Genomic DNA, 19,420 nt, shown 5'->3' on the forward strand with positions numbered 1-19,420 from the left:
GGCCAGAGACGGGAAGGAATTGATATCGGTCAATCCAAAGTCTGGCGACTTTGGCCACATCGATTAGTATTCAAATTCATTACGGTGTTGCAATGTGATTCAAAATTTCTGACACGATCGATTCGCTGGTGCGATTTTCGGCTTCCGCTTCATAGGTCACCATGACGCGGTGACGGAGCACATCCATCGCAATCTCTTTCACGTCCGCTGGCGTCACGTAACCACGGCTCGCCAAGAATGCATTTGCTTTGGCAGCCAGCGTCAAGTTGATCGTTGCACGCGGCGAACCACCGAACATGATCAATTCGCCCAAATTTAGTCCGTAAGCTTCCGGTTGGCGAGTCGCCATGACTAAATCCACAACGTAGTTTTGCACCTTCGAGTCGACGTAGATCTCATCGACCAACTCGCGAGCGGACAAAATCTCCGCAGGCGAAGTCACCGCTTGGATATCGAATTTCGCCGCCGTCTTGCTCATCCGCTGCAAAATCCTGAGTTCTTCATCACGGTTTGGATAGTCAACGATCACCTTCAACATAAAACGGTCCGTTTGTGCTTCCGGCAATTGGTAAGTGCCTTCTTGCTCGACCGGGTTTTGAGTCGCCATCACGAGGAACGGATCGTCCAACGTGAAGGTCTCGCCACCGATCGTCACCTGCCGTTCTTGCATCGCTTCGAGCAATGCACTTTGCACCTTCGCCGGAGCACGGTTGATTTCGTCTGCCAAAATCAGATTCGAAAAGATTGGTCCTTTCTGAACAACAAAGGTTTGATCTTGCGGACGATAGACCTGTGTACCGATCAAATCGGCTGGCAACAGGTCGGGCGTGAATTGCAACCGCTGGAATCCTGTGTTGATCGCCTTGGCTAAACTCGCCACCGCAGTCGTTTTCGCTAGGCCTGGCACGCCTTCTATCAGCAGGTGACCATTGGCAAGCAGCCCAATGAGCATCCGATGAACGAGCTTTTCCTGGCCCACTAGGACGTGGTTGACTTGCTCAACGATCCGCCGAAACGGTTCGCTTTGGTTACGAATTTCATGAGTCAGCTCGCTGACACGATCTCGAGTGGCGGAGTGGTTCTGCATGGCTTGGGCCTTCTGTTTGGATGTCTTCTCGTCGCCGCGTACCACAGGCGGCGTAGGTTTCGAATGCACTCGCTGTGCCAAAGCCCTGGGAATCCGTAAAACGCGAGGATTCCCAGCACAAGTTGCAAGGGAGTGGGTAAATACAGTGAGTCAAAATAACCCGGTGGGGAATTTTGCCCCAGTGGCACATCATCGCTCGGCAGTCGCCATTGAAAAAATGGTTCTCGTACACGGTGCCAGCCAGCGTACACGGTGCCAGCCAGCGTACACGGTGCCAGCCAGCGTGCACGGTGCCAGCCAGCGTGCTACCTTCCGGCAGCCTCGTTCTCAACGAGAATTTTGCTGACGACTATGAATTGGACGACGATGGGCTAAGATGAAAACAGAGTATACATAGCAGCGATTTTTGGCAGCCCCATTACGACTCCGATCGGAGGCGTTGGGGTCAACCGACAACCCTCCTGCCTCGATCGACGAACCGCAACACAATCATCTTCAGCTAACAAACGAGCGAATCGTTGGGTAAACAAGTGTACGGCTATAAGGCAATGCCCAGTCAAACCGTGTTTTCTCTCATTCCAAATAAGAGCCAGAGGCCAAGATGGTTCATGATATGAAAAGCCCAAACCAATCGAACGAATCGCAAGTCCCTTTGCAACCTGGATTTCCAGAATGGCTGCGTGTTTCATTTGTCGAAGAGCTTCCGCTCTGCGTGATCCTGAAAGACTTGGACGGGAAATTCACGTACGTCAACAAGCAGACGGCTCGTCTGTTTGGTTTGCCTGCCGAAGCCATTGTCGGCAAAACAGACTTCGACCTGTATCCTAATGAATTGGCCCAAAAGTACTGGGATGATGACCGGATGGTGATCCAGTCCGGACAGGCGATCGAGCAGATTGAGAAGAACGTCACGGTTCCGGCTAGCCGAATCGTCAAAGTCCGCAAGACGCCTCTGCGTTGCCGAGATGGCAAGATCATCGGGATCGAAGTACTCTTTTGGGACGTGACCGCACATCAGGAAGCCGAAGCGAATCTGGAGCAAGAGCGTTTCCTGCTTCAATCACTCTTGAACCACTTACCCGACTTTATCTACTTCAAAGATCTTGAGAGTCGTTTCCTTCGTGTGAGCCGTGCGCACGCGTCACGACTCGGCCTGTCCAATCCTGCGGATGCGATTGGCTCGAAAGACAGTGACTACTTTACCAAACCGTACGCGGACGCGGCTCGGATGGATGAGCTGCAACTGATCCGATCGGGCCAGAACGTGCTTGGACGTGAGGAGCATGCGTGTTGGCCAGATGGAAGCGAAACATGGGTTGCAACCAGCAAGCTACCGCTTCGCGATGAAGGCGGCAAGACCGTCGGCACGTTCGGCATCTCGCGCGATATCTCGGAACTCAAGGCCGCCGCCGAGGCACTCGAACGTGCAAAGCAGGTTGCCGAGGCTGCGAGTAGAGCAAAGAGTGAGTTCGTCGCCAACTTGAGCCACGAAATACGCACTCCCATGAACGCAATCATCGGCATGGCAGAACTGCTGGCGAATAGCGGCCTCGACGAACAACGAACGGAACAGGCTAGAACCATTTTGGAGTCAGGGGAATGTCTGCTCCGTTTGCTCAATGACATCCTCGATTTCTCGCGAATCGAATCGGGACGCGTCGAACTCGATCCCGTGCCAGGCGATTTGTCTAATTGTGTGCAAGGCGCAATCCGGCTGATGAAGGTCCAAGCCAACGAAAAGTCAATCAAACTCGAGGCACGAGTCAACCTAGCGACTCCGGATTTTGTCGTCGCAGACTTTGTTCGGCTCCGTCAAATTCTGGTCAACCTGATCGGCAACGCAATCAAGTTCACGGCGCAGGGAGGCGTAACTCTATCGGTCGATCATGTGAGTCGTATCAACCAAATGGTGACACTCCAATTCGCCGTTTCCGATACAGGAATTGGAATCCCCAATGATAAACTTGATGTGATCTTCGAAGAGTTTGAGCAAGCTGATAAATCAACCACGCGGCGTTTCGGCGGCACAGGACTCGGACTTGCCATTACGTCACGCCTCGTAAAGTTGATGGGCGGCCAAATCAAAGTCAAAAGTCAAACAGGACTTGGAAGTACCTTCTCTTTCTCGCTCACATTCCCTGTTGCGGACGAAACCGAAACGAGCGAGTTTGGCGACCCAAACAAAGCGTCATCCTCATCGCAAACTTCGAGCGAACCGCTTCGTATCCTGCTAGCCGAAGATGGTGAGACGAATCAGATGGTTGCAACCATACTGCTCGAGGGTCTAGGGCATCAAGTCAAAATCGCGCATAATGGATGCGAGGCGGTTCAACTCTCTGACACGGAATCCTTCGACTTGATTCTAATGGATCTCGAGATGCCTGAAATGGACGGGATCCAGGCGACGCGACAGATTCGCAATCGCGAATACGGTACGAATAGACACATGCCAATTATCGCGATGACCGCCCACGCAATGGAAAGCGATGAGCAGCGATGTCTTGAGGCAGGTATGGACGCCTATATCGCTAAACCAATTCGACAAAACAATGTATTTGTGACAATTGAAAATCTAATGAAGAAGGTTAAATCGAGGTCCTCTCTATGAATCGCGTTACACTTGCTCTCGCCGTGATACTTTTGGCTCAGAGCCAAGCGGTTTCGGTCGCAGCAGAGTCAGAGAATGTTGGTCCGAACATTCTATTGATTCTCGCCGACGATTGGGGCTGGGGCGACCTTGGGTGTCATGGGCATCCCTATGTCAAAACACCGAACATTGACCGTTTGGCCCGTGAGGGAACCGATTTCCATCGCTTCACGGTTGCCAGTGGGGTTTGCTCACCAAGTCGTACCGCCATCATGACAGGGCATTTCCCAGCTCGCTTTAACATCGATGGACACTTCGCCTGGGTCCCCAGCAACGCTCAACGCAATATGCCCGATTGGCTCGACAAGGATGCCGTCACCCTGCCGAAGATCATGCAGGCCGCTGGTTACGCGACGGCACATTTTGGAAAGTGGCATCTTTCCAACGATATGATTCCTGATTCGCCGTCCCCAGGTTTGTACGGCTACGACGCCTTTGGCGCATTCAATTGTTCAGGTGAACAAATGCCCGTCCATGAGGATGCAACGAACGCGATTCACTTTATGCAGCAATGTCAAGAAGCGGGCAAGCCATTCTATATCAATCTATGGATCCACGAACCGCACACTCCCTTCCACGTTGTGCCAAAATATCGTTGGCGTTTCCGAGACGCTGGACTAAGCGAAACGGATGAGATCTATGCATCGGTGTTGTCACATGCCGACGATCGAATCGGCGAGGTGCTCGATGCCATCGATCGCTTAGGGTTGGCCGAAGACACACTGGTCATTTTCAGTTCGGACAACGGGCCTGCTCGCAGTGGTTCCTCGGCAGACGTCCAATTGATGTACGACACAGCAACCGGCGCAGGTTTTGGAATCGCGGCCTCCAAAGGGATAACGGCAGGTCGCAAAGGTTACAAAGCCTCCTTGTTTGAAGGCGGCATCAACGTCCCTTTCATCGCCCGTTGGCCAGGAAAAATCGCGGCCGGGAAAGTCGACGACCAGCTAATGATTTCGGCGGTCGACTTGCTGCCGACATTCTGCGAGGTCGCTGGTGCAGAGCTTCCGGACCGATACGAGCCCGATGGAGTTAGCCAGGTAGCACAATTGCAAGGTCAACCGAAGCCAGGTCGCGACAAGCCGTTGTTCTGGAAGATGGCAGGACGTGGAGACGGTCGAAGGGGCAACTCCTTTCACTGGGTCTCCTACTGCGTTGTCGATCAGAATTGGAAGCTCCTCGCCAACGAAAACTCGACCTACTTTGAACTCTATGATATCGTCGCAGACCCCTTTGAGAAGACGAACTTGGTCGAACAGCAACCCGAAGTGACAGAGCGTCTGTTTGAGAAGTTGAAGCAATGGCAATCCAGTCTCCCGGCAAAGCCCGATGCAAAGAATTTCTCTTCACTGCGAGAAAATTAGAGTCCTTTCCTCGTGGCTGTGATTATTAGAAACGGTGCGAACTCGCGTTTGCGTTCGTAACGAAAGTCGCCAAGACTTTCGGCTTTCGGACGCCCTTTTGACCGTTGCAGAAACTCTTGACGAGTTTCGCTACAATGAGTCACGGCCATCTCGGCGAAAACTGCTGAAATGACAGCAACACGCCTAGTGAGCTTGCCTCTATTTTTTGCGTCAGTTCAAAATTTTTGACAATACCAATTAACCAATTACGGTTTCATCTCAATCGATGAGGTGAAGAAACTATCGAACCCTCCAAGCAAGAGTGCTATAGAATGAGCGTATGTAAAATAAACATCAAGAGATATATTCTTCCGATCGTAATGATTATGAGCCAACCGCTCTTTGTCCATGCCGAGTCGCTTGTCTATGAGGGTTCCGGCGGTGTCGGGGAAGGCAAGCATATTGTCTTTGTGGCTGGTGATCATGAGTATCGGTCCGAAGAATCGCTGCCTGCTCTGGCAAGAATTCTTGCGAAGCACCATGGCTTTCAATGCACGGTGTTATTCAACATCGATCCTGACTCAGGTGAAATCGTCGCCGGCAAACCATCGAATATTCCTGGCATGGAAGCACTCGACACGGCCGACTTGGCAGTCGTATTCTTGCGTTTTCAAAATTTGCCCGCTGAACAGATGGAGCATTTTGACGCATATCTCAAACGTGGCGGCCCCGTGGTAGGAATGCGGACGTCCACGCATGCATTCCAAATCCCCGAAGGCCAGCCGTTCGCCAAATACTCGTTCCAATCGAAGGATTCGTCGTACCCGCTCGGCTTCGGCCATCAAGTGCTCGGCCAGACCTGGGTCGGTCATTACGGACGCAATCACGTGCAAAGCACTCGTATTGAAACCGTCGATGCAATGAAACAGCATCCGATTTTGCGAGGCGTGAAAGATGTTTGGGTTCAAGCGGGCGGCTATGTAGGCAAGCCAACCGACGGTGATATTTTGACGATGGCTCAGCCGCTTGATGGCATGACACCCGACTCGTCCCCGTCGGCCACGCAGCCACCAATGCCATCCGAATGGACTCGCACCTATCAATCCGATTCCGGTGAAGAAGGTCGCGTGTTTACCTCACTATACGGAACTCCCGAGGACCTGACCAATGAGGGCTATCGTCGATTGATGATCAACGGAATCTTTTGGGCCTTGGGACTTGAGGACTCAGTCACACCTGAGTTGAACGTCGCATTGGTAGGACCGTTCAAGCCTAACACCTTTGGCAATCAGAAGCACGCTCGTGGCATCAAACCAGAGGCTTATGCTGGATTTGAAAGTCCCATTCCTGCTCATAACGACGTTCCAAAGTAAGGTAAGTGAGTGAACGCTGGTGGATAACCGCTACGGTTATCTGATGGCGGGATGTTCATTCCCTCCAAACGTCTTTCCAATCAAAAGCTGATTACAAATGCGACCGGAACAATCGACAGATTGCCGGTTGCGTGCAAGATCAAGATTTTGAATTCTAGCGCGACGAAACTCTTGGCGAGTTTCGCTACGGGGTTGGTTGCAATGAGATTTTTTTATGTCTCATGGTGAAACTTGACAAACTGTCGCAAAGCATTGCTTGAATGTCGTGATCTGTTATTGTCATCCTCGTGTTTTGCTGTATCTTAGTGCCTCGCGAAGGCAAATGGTTGCGTCGCAATTTGTTTATGCGTGCTAGGCCTAAGCGGGTGCAACCCAACATCAAATTGGAATCCTATGACTGACGAAACCCCTGACACTTCCACTCCATTGACGACTTCTGCGAGCGATGAATCGGCAGTCGTCCCGTCCAAGTACATTTATCCTTTTGTGATTGTTACGTCGCTTTTTGCGCTTTGGGGTTTTGCCAATGACATCACCAACCCGTTGGTGCGAGCGTTCAAAGAAATTTTCTTGATTAGCAACGCTCAAAGCAGTCTTGTACAATGGGCGTTCTACGGTGGTTATGCGACCATGGCGATTCCCGCTGCATTGTTGATCCGGAAAGTGTCCTACAAATCGGGCATCATCATCGGCCTGCTCTTGTACGCGATCGGCGCTCTGCTGACGATTCCCGCCAGCATCATGATGAACTTCAATATCTTTTTGGTCGGGTTTTACGTACTGACTTTTGGCCTTGCCTTTTTGGAAACGACAGCGAACCCGTACATTTTGTCGATGGGCCCACGCAAGACCGCGACTCAACGACTCAATCTTGCCCAAGCGTTTAACCCGATCGGTTCGCTAACCGGCATGGTCGTCGCCAGTCTGTTTATTTTGCCTGGATTACAGGTGTCAGAGTTTCGTGAAGCAGAGCAGAAGGCCCATCCCGAGTACGCAACGATGTTGCCCAGTGAAGTCGATGGTTTGATCACCGACACGATGCAACAGCATGCCGACGAGAATCCTGAAGCTCGGCAAGAGATGGTGGCTCACGATTTGGATGTGGTGAAAACACCGTACGTTGTGATTGCGGTCGTGGTCATTTTGATGCTCATTGTGTTCTCCATTTCCAAATTACCCGACACGGGCGGTGAAGAAGATGCGATCGAGCTGATGGCTTTGGTGAAACACCTGTTTACAAACTGGAAATACCTGGGTGGCGTGGTTGCCCAGGCGTTCTATGTTGGTGCCCAGATCATGTGTTGGACGTTTGTCATTCATTACGGGATGACACTTGTCGGGCTGAGTGCGGCTCAAGCACAAAACTACAATATCATGGCAATGGTCATATTCTTGACCAGTCGCTTCATTTGCACGTTCATCTTGAAGTACCTTTCGCCAGGCTTGCTGTTGGGAGTGCTCGCCGTGGGCGGTTGCCTACTAACGGCAGGTGCGATCTTCGTCCAAGGAATGCCTGGGTTGTACTGTCTGATTGGCGTTTCAGCCTGCATGTCGCTGATGTTCCCGACCATCTACGGAATCGCGCTGAGCGGTTTGTCGCCCAATGATGCCAAGTTGGGGTCGGCAGGTTTGATTTTTGCAATCGTCGGTGGCGCGTTTATGCCTCGGTATCAGGGCGCATTGATTGATGGTGACGGGATGACGATTGCCGGTCAAGCCTTGGAATCGGTTCGCGTGTCATTCTTCTTGCCGTTGATCTGCTTCGTCGTCATCGCAATCTTTGGATTCGCGGTCTATCTTAGTTCCCGAGCCAAACAACCAATCACTGCGTGATAAAGGAAAGAACATGAGTCTATCTGAAAAACTCGAAACGATGCTCGAACTCTCTCGCTTCCTTGGCGAGGAGCAGCGAGACCTAGCCATTCTTGGCGAGGGTAACACGTCAGCAAAGATCGACGACGAAACGTTTTTGGTGAAGGCCAGCGGCAGTTGTCTGCAAACGCTTGGTCAGGACGACGCGGTCCTCTGTCGCTTTGATGCCTTACTGCCAATGCTCGACCAAGACGACATTAGCGACCAGGGGATCGAGGATCGGCTGCTTGCATGTCGCGTGAACTCGGATGCCAAAAAGCCGTCCGTGGAAACGCTTTTTCATGCTTACCTGCTGTCGTTGCCCGGCATCGAGTTCGTCGGTCATACGCACAGTATCGCGGTTAACCAAATCCTTTGTTCTCCGCTAGCGGAGAAGTTCGCAACCAGTCGGCTGTTTCCGGACGAGATCGTCTGTTGCGGTTCCCAGTCAATGTTTGTCCCTTACGTCGACCCCGGCTTGAAATTGTCGCAGGTGATTCGCGACAAGATGCAGGCATTTGTTGAAGATTTCGGGAGCCCTCCACGAGTCATTCTGCTACAGAATCATGGTTTGATTACGACAGGCAAAACGTCGGGTGCGGTGAAGGCCGCCATGTTGATGGCTCACAAGGCAGCCGAAATTTTCACTGGCGCTGCGGCATTGGGAGGTCCGGTGTTCATGAGTGATGCCGAAGTCGACCGAATCGCTAATCGAATTGATGAGCACTACCGGCAAAGGGCGCTGAAACTTTGACATTCCTGCATCCATTGTCGCTTTGATGTTTTTTTGATTGCGATGATTTTTGTGGTGGATCTTTTAATCGCTCGGCCCTTGCTTTCCGATTTCGCGTTTTGGCGAGCCAGGCATACCGACATCATTTTTCTCTCGCCCTCGACGACGGTGTGGCAGCAATCGTGCCGCAGCAGAACGGGGGCGTCTTGCCGGGATTGGCGGAATCGATGACGACCAATGCGTCTCGCAGCCCTTTGTCGCCAGAAAGAAATCGGCTCGTGGCTCGTCAACTCCGCGGTAACTTAGCATCAGGTTCGCAAATCGACATGAGTGTAGGTGGGTAGAATGAATCTGGCTACTTTCATCTGCAGAGCTGACACTTGAGGTTTCATTTCCGATATAAAGGAGTGATGTTCCGATTTTTGATTATTCTGACGTCCTTTCTTTGGGCGGCCAGTCTAGCGGCTCACGTCCGTGCGGCTCAAAGCAATGGGTTTGTCGATCATCTTGACCAGCTTTCGTTGTCCGAGCTAGAGGCGGAGCTTGCCAGTATCGATAGTCAACTTCGATGGCTTGCTCCCCACAGCCTGCGCAGTGGAATCGGCGTCATCGGGTACCGATCCGATTGGCAAGAATCCTCGAAGCGATTGGAATGGGTTCAGATTGAGTTGGACAAGGAGTACCCGATTGATGAAATCGTTTTGGTACCGACTCTTTGGCGAAATACTCAAGAGGGATTTCAGTCGGATGGATTTCCTCGGGCGTTGCGGATTGTGGTCGGAACGACCGACGACCAGCAAGGCAGGGTGGTTGCCCAATACGGCGTAGCTGACAAGATCCAACCTCGGATTGGTCCCTTGGTCGTTCCGGTGCCCGGGACCACTGCGTCTTGGGTACGAGTGGAAGCAACGGATTTAACGCCGAGAGCGTATGACAGCAAGCCTGTTTTTCAACTCTCCGAAATCTTCGTATTCAGCAACACCGAAAACGTGGCGCTTCGCCAGAGTGTCTCGGTATCATCCAACTCTAACGACAATGTTGGTGCTTGGGACAAACAGTTTTTGGTGGACGGTCACACGCCATACTTGATGGATTCGTCGGAGGGTAGCCAAAGTATCGCGTACGTTAGTCGATTCGGAGAGCAGCCCGCTCTCTACCTTGATCTGGGCAAGGAGTACACGATCTCTCGAATACATCTGCATGCTGTAGACCAAGGGGATACGGTTCCTCAGGCGTACGCTGGAGACCTGGGGATTCCGAGGCGTCTGCGGATCGAGGGGGCGAGTGATGAGGATTTCACGGACGTTAAAACGCTGCTCGACTATCAGCGGACGAATATCAACGAGATGGGACCGATCATGATGTGGCGAATTCCCAAAACCACTTGCCGCTTTGTTCGACTAATCGCCGTCGAGCAGGACCAACCTGATTTCGATTCCTCTTCGCTAAATCATCGCCGCGATATTCGCATTGGGTTTGCCGAGATCGAATTATTTGCCGGCGAGAACAATGTCGCCTTGGGTAAGCGAAGTTACGCGGACTACCAGTTGAACCCAGGTGATCGGTCACCGTCGGCACTGACGGATGGCAGAAACCTTTTTGGTAAGATTCTGCCGATCAAAAAATGGTTAGGTGAAATGGCGCTGCGAAATGATATGGAGGCGATTCGTCCTCGTATTGTTGACGAATTGAATCGACGCTATACACAGCAAAGGGTTCAACTGACGTGGCTTACTTGGCTGGCGGCATTGCTTGGCATTGGAATTGGCGTGACATTTGTGGGTGACCGAATCTTTCGGATGCGTCAATTGGCGGCACTTCGAATTCGATTCGCCGCCGATCTTCATGATGAACTTGGTGCCAACCTCCATGTGATTGGGCTCTTGAGTGATCTGGCCCGAGCCGCGGTGGACTCTCCGCAAAAGCTTCAATCCATTCATGAACGGATCCGGTCCATGACGGAACGATCGGGGGACGCGGTGAGATATTGCACGAACATGGTCGAAGCCAAACAGCTCTATGGTGATCTATTGGAGGAAATGCGGCGTACGACGGAGCGTATCATGGCCGACCTGGAAGGCGAACTGTCATTTGATGGCGACCCAGCGGTTTTGCGTAAGCTAAAGACCCGCATTCGCGCCGACCTGTTCTTGTTTTATAAGGAATGTTTGGTCAATATCAGCCGGCACAGTGACGCAACGCAATTTTCCGCACAATTGACCGCCAAGCCGAAAGAACTCCGTTTGATCGTCTGTGACAACGGGCACGGGTTGACGGACCATCGAGTCGACGGAGTTCCATCGTCACTGGCCCGGCGAGCTCGATTGCTCCGAGCCAAGGTTTCAGCCAAACATGCGGACGGTGGCGGAGTATGCATCCTCTTGACAATGCCCACACGAAGATATTTTTATCAGAGATAGTAAAATGGCGGTTCAAGAATGGATAAATTAATTCGCGTCATGCTGGTAGAAGATCATCCGGAGTACCGAGAGGTCATCGATTTGGCGCTCCGCGACGAAGTCGATATCCAACTCGTCAGTCAGGTTGGCTCCTCCGAGCGTGCCCTCCGTATTCTGCAGGACCGATCGGATTTCGTCGTGCCCGACCTGGTTCTCTTGGATTTGAATTTGCCGGGCAAGTCGGGACTTGAAACCCTCCCTCAGTTTCGACGCACGTGTCCGGGATTGAAGGTCATTGTCTTATCCCAATCGAATGATGAATCCGACGTGTTGCGTGCGATCCAGCTTGGCGCGTCGGGGTACTTGTTGAAGTCCTCAACCGTCGACCAAATCGTCGACGCGATTCGAACGGTAGCCACAGGCGGAGCGTTGTTGGGTAGCGGTATTGCCAAGTTCATTCTCAGTTCGCTTCAGGCTCGTCTGCCAAATGAGGAGTTAGACGATGCGCTTTCCCAGCGAGAAATGGAAATCCTTACGCTGCTTGGCGAAGGCTGTGTCAAGAAAGAGATTGCCCGAGACTTGGAGATCAGTGTCTCCACCGTAGCGACCTACATTCGACGAATTTACGATAAGTTAGATGTTCAAAATGCCCCCGCTGCAATCGCCAAAGCGTACCGTGCAGGTATCTTCCCACTCGATGAAGGGGCATCGTCTCACGGCGACGGAGATCTTTAGTCACGGATCTCACTAACGTTCCGGTTCTGAACGAAATTCGTGAAAGTCTTGGCGGCTTTCGCTATCGATCGTTTGAAGCTTGCCGTCGGTATCTCGATCGAATTGGGGGGGGAATCGATTCAGGGACTTGAGTGGTTTCGGTATCGCGCTATCATAGGAGTTCGCCGGTGTCCCACTTCAATGTTTTCCTTGATAGGTCTATGAATGAAAGTTGCAAGCTTATTTCTCGCTCTCGCGTTGTCGTTCACCGGGGCTAGCACATTCGCTGCCGAACAGCCAAATGTCTTGTTCATTGCGATGGATGATTTGAATGATTGGATTGGATGCATGGGCGGGCATCCTCAAACGATCACGCCGAACCTTGATCGGTTGGCCGCCAGTGGTATTTTATTCACGAACGCTCATTGTACAGCACCGGCATGCAATCCTTCTCGCAGCGCGATTTTTAGTGGCCGGGCGCCAAACCAATCAGGCATGTATGACAACCGCCAGCAGATGCGTGAATTGCTACCCGATGCCACGCTGTTGCCCCAGAGGTTTCGCGATCATGGATACCACGCCTCGGGCTCGGGCAAGATGCTTCACTACTTCATCGACGCTCCATCTTGGGACGACTATTTCCCGAGTCCAGCCACCGAGAACCCGATACCTGATAGTTTCGACCCACCAAACCGGCCGGTTTCACTGCCACGCGGCGGGCGATGGCAATACATCGATACTGACTGGGCGGCACTGGACGTCTCAGATGAAGAATTCGGTGGCGATTGGTTGGTGACGAAGTGGATTAGCGAGCGATTGCAAGAGCCGCATGAGAAACCCTTCTTTCTTGCTTGCGGCATCTACCGACCCCATGAACCTTGGTTCGTTCCCAAGAAATACTTCGAGCCGTTCCCGCTCGAGTCGATTCAGTTGCCGCTGGGATACAAGGAGAACGACTTGGACGACGTTCCTCCTGCGGGCGTTCGTGGAGCGAGAAATCGATACTTCGAACACATCCAATCCGAAGGTCAATGGCGACAAGGCATCCAGGCGTATCTCGCGTCGATCCATTTTGCAGATGCGATGCTGGGCCGCGTTCTCGATGCACTGCAAAGCGGCCCCCATGCCAAAACAACCATCGTGGTGCTGTGGTCAGACCACGGATGGCAACTGGGCGAAAAGGAGCATTGGCAAAAATACACCGGGTGGCGCGGCGTTACTCGAGTGCCTTTAATCGTTCGCGTGCCCGCCTCGATTTCCCCCGCACTGCCGGATGGCACCGCTGCGGGTGAAACGTGCGATGAGCCTGCAAATCTGCTCAGTCTTTACCCAACACTGCTTGAACTTTGTGGGCTTCCGCCTCAGGCGGATAACGATGGCCCCAGCCTCGTGCCACTGCTGAAAGATCCGCAGCAAAGCCAGCCCGGTGCAAGCTGGACCCACCCTTGCATTACCTTTCTGGCCGAACCGGGGAGCTATTCGATCAGTGGGCGATCGCACCGTTACATCCATTATGCGGACGGTGGCGAAGAACTCTATGACATCGTAAACGATCCGTTCGAGTGGGATAACCTCGTTGCGGACGGTTCGTCCAATGAAGAGTTGGTTCGACTACGCTCGCTCGCTCCGAAGCAGTTCGCCGAACGAGTCGCTCCATCGGTGGCTTCGCTGATCGCGCTTCCTTGGCAATCGCTGCAGAACGAAAACGACGCCATTCCACGGTCAAAACCAGATGGGAACCCGTTTGACATCTACCTGATCAACCAACGCACCACAGCGGTGGAAGTGTTTAAGATTGACCCCGATGGGAAACGTCAACCTTTTGGGCAGGTTCAAGCCGGCCAGCAGAAACCGCAGCGGACTCGACCGGGAGAAGTGTGGATGATTGCCGACCCTGATTCCAAACAGGAACTTGGCTACTTTCAGGTCGATGATCGCACCGCCCGAGCAATCATTCCGGCTTCTTCCAACTGACGGACCATCGCCTGGTGTGCTTGAGTTCCACGGACCGTGAGGAAGCGGGAGTCTCCAATCCTGCGATTACCAGGCAGATCTCGAGCCCGGATGATTCATTAGCCGTTTTGGCGATAGCGGCCTGTCGATTTAATCGGTTTGACTCGACTGATTGTTTAACGCCAAGCCATAGGCGACCGCTTATGAAAAAGCTGACGCCTTCGGCTAAGCGTTAAACGATTAAATCGGTTTGACTCGACTGATTGTTTAACGCCAAGCCATAGGCGACCGCTTATGAAAAAGCTGACGCCTTCGGCTAAGCGCTAAACGATTAAATCGGTTTGACTCGACTTATCGTTTAACGACAAGCCATAGGCGACCGCTTACGGAAAAGCTGACGCCTTCGGCTAAGCGTTAAACGATTTAATCGGTTTGACTCGACTGATTGTTTAACGCCAAGCCATAGGCGACCGCTTATGGAAAAGCTGACGCCTTCGGCTAAGCGTTAAACGATTAAATCGGTTTGACTCGACTTATTGTTTAACGACAAGCCGTAGGCGACCGCTTATGAAAAGCTGACGCCTTCGGCTAAGCGTTAAACGATTAAATCGACAGCCCGCTAACGCCAAAACGGCTAATACGCAGACTGTTTTTCGAGCAATGAACGTAAACGCTTTAAGGCGGTGACGTTAGCAAAACAATTTGCAAGCCCATGAATCATCCGGGCTAGGAACAGGTACCGTCAGATCACGTGCTGTCGTCCAAACGGATGACAGACAGGGCTGTGCTGGCCGAATAGGATCGGAGGATTCGGACGCGTTCGTTGCCTGACAACCGTTCCCTGCCTGCCAACGATTGCCTACCAACGATTGCAAACTCCCATCCAGCATGTCCTGAAATAAACGGATCACATGAAAAATGTCTCGACAATCTTTTGCGCTATCCTCCTTCTCATTGCCAATCTAGCGGCTGCCTCTGCTGGACTGGCGGCTGGCGAACGATCCAAACCCAATATCGTTTTCATTTTTGGCGATGATTGGGGATATGGTGATCTAGGGATTCATGGCAGCACGTTTTGTCAGACACCCAACCTGGATCGAATGGCTAGCGAGGGAATTGATTTCGAGAACTTTACCGTTAACAGTCCGGTTTGTTCGCCGAGCCGCGTTGCCGTGATGACCGGACAGTTTCCCACGCGGCAATGTATTCATCAACATTTCCAAGGTATCAAGGCCCACATCAGTCGCGGCATGCCCGATTGGCTCGATCCCCAAGCCCCAATGCTTCCGCGTATGTTGCAAGAAGCTGGCTACAAAACAGGCCATTTTGGAAAATGGCATCTTGGTAGTGTCGGCGATTCACCCGTCGAATCCGAGTATGGCTACGACCGTTTTGCGACATTCAATGGATCGAACGTGAACCCCATCAAAAAGGGTGGCCTCGCCTCGGTCGATCACGCAGTGAAGTTCATCAAAGAGTTCAAGGACCAACCGTTCTTTGTCAACTTGTGGCTCCATGAAGCACATTTGGCGCATTTCCCACAGCAGCGGTACTTGGAACAGTTCAAAGATCTCGATGAACAGAAGCGGGTATATGCCTCCATCATCGCCGAGGGGGACGAAGGTGTTGGCCGTATCCTGGGGTTGTTGAAGGAACTCGGCCTGGATCAGAACACCTTGGTTGTCTTCTCTACCGACAATGGTCCTGAAGCGACCCGCGACGAGAATCAGAAGATTCATCGAGCGGGTGAAGAGGGTTTGGGTGGCTACTACTCGGTCGGCGAAACCGCTGGATTGAAAGGACGAAAACGGTCGCTTTTCTCGGGGGGCATTCGTGTCCCGTTCATCGTGCGTTGGCCTGGGGTCGTGCCAGCTGGAAAGACGGATTCAACGTCTACCCTAACCGCCGTCGATCTGCTGCCAACTTTTCTAGCCGCTGCAGGCGTGGCGTTACCGGACGGATTTACGCCAGACGGCCAAAATGTGCTCCCTGCTTTCAAGGGAGAAGGATTCCAGCGAACCAAGCCAATCTTTTGGGAATGGAAAGGCGGCGACAAACAAAATTTCACCTGGCCCACGTTGGGGATTCAGGACGGTCGCTGGAAGCTGCTCGTCGGTACGGAAACACGGCAGGTCGAACTATACGATTTGGAAGCCGACTGGCGGGAAACGAAGAATGTGTCAGCTGACCACCCCGAGGTGGTGCAGCGTTTGACCGACCAGCTAGCAGCCTGGAAAGACGAACTGCCAAAATCCCCCAGTGAAAACAGCCTGTCTGCTGCTCGCCAGAAGCAAACGAAGAATTCTTCGAAATAGTGTCTTTGCTCCGGTTTTGATCCGGAAAGAGGTCTCCGTTGTTCGCTGGCGGTCGAGCGAAGTGCGGTCGAGCGAAGTAAACGCTGCCCGGTGTCAAATCGCTGTAGCTGCTTCGCGGTAAACCCGAACGGAAACGGATGCGTCAAAGGCGACTTCGGTTTACAGGCTTTCTTTCTGATTTTGCCTATTGCTCAACCGCGAGTCAATCATCCGTCCGGAATTGACTTAGGAAAGGTGAGAGACCACACTATGGTTGCACATTGACGTCCGTTCCCTGCCACGTCGACACATCAACCAAGACGAAACGGCCCCCGCCTCGCACAACCAACCGAGCAGCAACCAGCAATGATGAACCATCGAATCGTTCTTTACGTCGTCCTGTTGAGTGTCACCTATTTTTGGACGGGGCGATGTGCTCAGGCGCAGAATGCAGCCTATTTTAAGTATGCCGAACCCGTCGAAGTATTGCCGCTGGATCAAGCTCCCGATGAGGCGCTGTCGTTGTGGTACAACGCACCTTCGACCTACTGGGAAGAAGCGTTGCCGATTGGAAACGGTCGGCTTGGTGCGATGGTCTATGGCGGGGTATCGACGGAACGTATTTTTCTCAACGAAGATACCATCTGGGCAGGTCCTCCCGTCCCGCAGGTCAAAGGCAGTGCCGCCGAAACGATTGCCAAGGTTCGTCAATTGCTCTTCGACGGAAAGTATGCCGAAGCGCAAAACTTGCAACAATCGATCATGCCAGCTCGCATCAGTCCGCGTAGTTACCAACCGCTCGGGGAACTTGTTCTTGACTTCGGGCACCGCCAAAAGGCGACCGACTATCGTCGCGATCTAAATCTTGACACCGCCGTAGCGACCACACGTTACAACATCGATGGCGTCACCTACACTCGTGAGGTGCTGGCTAGCCCGGTGGACGATGTCATCGCCATCCACATCACTGCCGATCAACCGGGAGCTTTGTCGTTCGTGATGCGTGTCAAACGCCAGGGAACGTTTTCGGTCACCGCCTCGGGGACGGATACACTGATCGCTCGTGGCCAAGCATCTCATGGCAATCGCCATTTGGGTGTCAAGTTTGTCGGCCAATACAAAGTGCATACAGAGAATGGCTCGATACAGATCCAAGATGAGACGCTTTCGGTTAACGATGCCGATTCGGCTGTGATTTATGTTACGGCTGCGACGGACTACAATCGCGACGACACCGATAACCCCTTCACACATGACCTTGAGGAAGTCTGCAATCGCGTTCAAGCGGCTGCTGAGCAAAAAGATTTTTCGCAGCTGAAAGCGGATTCGATTGCCGCGCATCAAAAGCTTTTTCGACGAGTCACCTTGGAACTTGGTGAGGCCTCGACGGAGGACACGCTCAGCCGCATAGAAGGTTATAGGAACCCTGATTCGACCACGATCGATCCAAACTTTGAGGCCTTGTATTTTCAGTATGGTCGCTACCTGCTGATCGCCTCATCGCGGCCGGGTTCGATGCCGGCAAATTTGCAGGGTATCTGGTGCAAGGATATGGCAGCTCCGTGGAATTCAGATTATCACATCAACATCAATATGCAGATGAACTACTGGCTGGCTGAAGTAGCCAATCTTTCGGAATGCCATCTGCCGTTTATGGCATATGTCGAGCGGTTGGTGCCGTCCGGTCAGAAAACCGCTCGTGACCTCTACGATTGCGGTGGGTTCATGGCCGGCCATGGCTCGGACGCATGGCATGCTACGGTTCCGTTTGGAAAGGTCCAATACGGGCAATGGGTCGTCGGCGGGGCCTGGTGTACCCAGCACTTTATGGAACACTACCGATTCACGGAGGACAAAGAATTTCTAAAAAACAGAGCCTATCCCATCCTGAAAGAGGCGTCGCTCTTCTTCCTCGATTGGCTGGTCGAAGATCCCAAAACAGGAAAACTGGTTTCCGGTCCAAGCACCTCACCGGAGAATAAATTCTATATTCCCGGTACAGAGGTGAGCAGCAATCTGACGATGGGGCCATCGATGGATCAGCAGATTATCTGGGATGTTTTCACGAACACACTCGAAGCAGCGAAGGTTCTTGGCGTCGACGATGTCTTCACGCAAGATGTTCAGCGTGCGCTTGATAAGTTGGCGATGCCGAGAATTGGGTCCGACGGACGACTGATGGAGTGGACCGAAGAGTTTGTCGAGCAAGATCCTGGGCATCGGCACATTTCTCATCTCTTTGGGTTGTATCCTGGTCGCCAGTACAACACGACCGATACGCCCGAGTCCATCGCGGCGATGCGAAAGTCACTCGATACTCGTCTTGCTTCAGGAGGCGGGCACACCGGATGGAGCCGCGCATGGATAATCAATTTCTGGGCACGATTCAAGAATGCGGACAAGGCACACGAGAACGTTGTGATGCTGTTGAAAAAATCGACCTTCAATAATTTGTTCGATAAACATCCACCGTTCCAGATCGATGGCAACTTCGGCGGGGCCGCTGGAATGGCCGAGATGCTTTTGCAGTCTCATACAGGTACAATTGATCTGCTTCCCGCACTACCTGAGTCCTGGACCGACGGTTCCGTCACAGGGCTTTGCGCCCGGGGTGGATTTGAGGTCGATATGACATGGAGTGACGGAAAACTCAAATCTGCAACGCTGCGTTCAAAATTAGGCAACCCCTGCACGGTTGGCTATGGCGAGACCACTGCGACGCTGAAAACCGAAAAAGACGGTACCTATGATCTGGTAGACTTTTAACAAACCCGACGGATACTGCCGCCGGGGAGGAGTCATCGTTTTCCAAATCCTTGGTTCTTGCCTGCCATGACGACAAGCCATCGGCCGGTTACGTTTTGAAAATTAAGATTGGTTGGCGATTGTTACCACGATTTAACGCATGGTAGATCACGCCAGCTTCATCTGACCGTTTTTGCCGAGGCATTTTGAACACTCCTGCCATCGAGAGGAACTCGCAAACCCACAATATCAGGTTTGCCCTAAAAACTGCTCCGTCACAA

12 protein-coding genes are annotated in these 19,420 nt (G+C 52.5%); 11 read left to right on the forward strand and 1 reads right to left on the reverse strand.

The genetic code is table 11. The features are described 5' to 3' along the window. Positions 1–79: 79 nt before the first annotated feature. Positions 80–1,087 (reverse strand): AAA family ATPase, encoded by a 1,008-nt coding sequence (locus Q31b_RS15550; protein WP_146600970.1) that lies wholly within the window; start codon positions 1,085–1,087, stop codon positions 80–82. A 613-nt stretch (positions 1,088–1,700) separates the two neighbouring features. Between Q31b_RS15550 and Q31b_RS15555 the strand changes: the two genes are divergently transcribed. The 11 genes from Q31b_RS15555 (at position 1,701) to Q31b_RS15605 (ending at position 19,160) form a co-directional block, all read left to right on the forward strand. Continuing rightward, positions 1,701–3,695 carry a PAS domain-containing sensor histidine kinase gene (locus tag Q31b_RS15555; protein WP_197171611.1) on the forward strand — a complete coding sequence of 665 codons (1,995 nt, stop codon included), beginning with the start codon at positions 1,701–1,703 and terminating at the stop codon, positions 3,693–3,695. Further along, the gene (locus tag Q31b_RS15560; RefSeq protein ID WP_146600610.1) at positions 3,692–5,098 is read left to right on the forward strand and encodes a sulfatase family protein; all 1,407 of its coding nucleotides are present in this window, start codon (positions 3,692–3,694) and stop codon (positions 5,096–5,098) included. Before Q31b_RS15555 ends, Q31b_RS15560 begins: the two co-directional genes overlap by 4 nt. Positions 5,099–5,463: 365 nt before the next feature. After that, the gene (locus Q31b_RS15565) at positions 5,464–6,450 is read left to right on the forward strand and encodes a ThuA domain-containing protein (protein ID WP_231617611.1); all 987 of its coding nucleotides are present in this window, start codon (positions 5,464–5,466) and stop codon (positions 6,448–6,450) included. A 393-nt stretch (positions 6,451–6,843) separates the two neighbouring features. Further along, positions 6,844–8,283, forward strand: a complete 1,440-nt coding sequence (fucP, locus tag Q31b_RS15570; protein ID WP_146600611.1) for an L-fucose:H+ symporter permease — start codon at positions 6,844–6,846, stop codon at positions 8,281–8,283. A 13-nt stretch (positions 8,284–8,296) separates the two neighbouring features. After that, positions 8,297–9,055 (forward strand): class II aldolase/adducin family protein, encoded by a 759-nt coding sequence (locus Q31b_RS15575; RefSeq protein ID WP_146600612.1) that lies wholly within the window; start codon positions 8,297–8,299, stop codon positions 9,053–9,055. A 98-nt stretch (positions 9,056–9,153) separates the two neighbouring features. Further along, the gene (locus tag Q31b_RS15580; RefSeq protein ID WP_146600613.1) at positions 9,154–9,378 is read left to right on the forward strand and encodes a hypothetical protein; all 225 of its coding nucleotides are present in this window, start codon (positions 9,154–9,156) and stop codon (positions 9,376–9,378) included. Positions 9,379–9,444: 66 nt separating this feature from the next. Beyond that, positions 9,445–11,454, forward strand: a complete 2,010-nt coding sequence (locus Q31b_RS15585; protein WP_146600614.1) for a sensor histidine kinase — start codon at positions 9,445–9,447, stop codon at positions 11,452–11,454. A gap of 18 nt (positions 11,455–11,472) precedes the next feature. Next, positions 11,473–12,168: a response regulator gene (locus tag Q31b_RS15590; protein ID WP_146600615.1), complete on the forward strand. Its 696-nt coding sequence runs from the start codon at positions 11,473–11,475 to the stop codon at positions 12,166–12,168. A 204-nt stretch (positions 12,169–12,372) separates the two neighbouring features. Beyond that, positions 12,373–14,121 carry a sulfatase-like hydrolase/transferase gene (locus Q31b_RS15595; protein ID WP_146600616.1) on the forward strand — a complete coding sequence of 583 codons (1,749 nt, stop codon included), beginning with the start codon at positions 12,373–12,375 and terminating at the stop codon, positions 14,119–14,121. A gap of 890 nt (positions 14,122–15,011) precedes the next feature. Next, on the forward strand, positions 15,012–16,415 hold the full coding sequence (locus Q31b_RS15600; RefSeq protein WP_146600617.1) for a sulfatase family protein: 1,404 nt from the start codon (positions 15,012–15,014) through the stop codon (positions 16,413–16,415). A 345-nt stretch (positions 16,416–16,760) separates the two neighbouring features. Then, positions 16,761–19,160 carry a glycoside hydrolase family 95 protein gene (locus Q31b_RS15605; RefSeq protein ID WP_231617612.1) on the forward strand — a complete coding sequence of 800 codons (2,400 nt, stop codon included), beginning with the start codon at positions 16,761–16,763 and terminating at the stop codon, positions 19,158–19,160. Positions 19,161–19,420: the final 260 nt, after the last annotated feature.

Origin of the sequence: Novipirellula aureliae, assembly GCF_007860185.1 — a bacterium.
In the GTDB taxonomy this organism is placed as follows: Bacteria; Planctomycetota; Planctomycetia; order Pirellulales; family Pirellulaceae; genus Novipirellula_A; species Novipirellula_A aureliae.

Excerpts from the sequence above, each read along its gene's own strand:
- Q31b_RS15550 (WP_146600970.1), bottom strand. The coding sequence starts at position 1,087 with ATGCAGAACCACTCCGCCACTCGAGATCGTGTCAGCGAGCTGACTCAT.
- Q31b_RS15555 (WP_197171611.1), top strand. The coding sequence starts at position 1,701 with ATGAAAAGCCCAAACCAATCGAACGAATCGCAAGTCCCTTTGCAACCT.
- Q31b_RS15560 (WP_146600610.1), top strand. The coding sequence starts at position 3,692 with ATGAATCGCGTTACACTTGCTCTCGCCGTGATACTTTTGGCTCAGAGC.
- Q31b_RS15565 (WP_231617611.1), top strand. The coding sequence starts at position 5,464 with ATGAGCCAACCGCTCTTTGTCCATGCCGAGTCGCTTGTCTATGAGGGT.
- fucP (WP_146600611.1), top strand. The coding sequence starts at position 6,844 with ATGACTGACGAAACCCCTGACACTTCCACTCCATTGACGACTTCTGCG.
- Q31b_RS15575 (WP_146600612.1), top strand. The coding sequence starts at position 8,297 with ATGAGTCTATCTGAAAAACTCGAAACGATGCTCGAACTCTCTCGCTTC.
- Q31b_RS15585 (WP_146600614.1), top strand. The coding sequence starts at position 9,445 with ATGTTCCGATTTTTGATTATTCTGACGTCCTTTCTTTGGGCGGCCAGT.
- Q31b_RS15590 (WP_146600615.1), top strand. The coding sequence starts at position 11,473 with ATGGATAAATTAATTCGCGTCATGCTGGTAGAAGATCATCCGGAGTAC.
- Q31b_RS15595 (WP_146600616.1), top strand. The coding sequence starts at position 12,373 with ATGAAAGTTGCAAGCTTATTTCTCGCTCTCGCGTTGTCGTTCACCGGG.
- Q31b_RS15600 (WP_146600617.1), top strand. The coding sequence starts at position 15,012 with ATGAAAAATGTCTCGACAATCTTTTGCGCTATCCTCCTTCTCATTGCC.
- Q31b_RS15605 (WP_231617612.1), top strand. The coding sequence starts at position 16,761 with ATGATGAACCATCGAATCGTTCTTTACGTCGTCCTGTTGAGTGTCACC.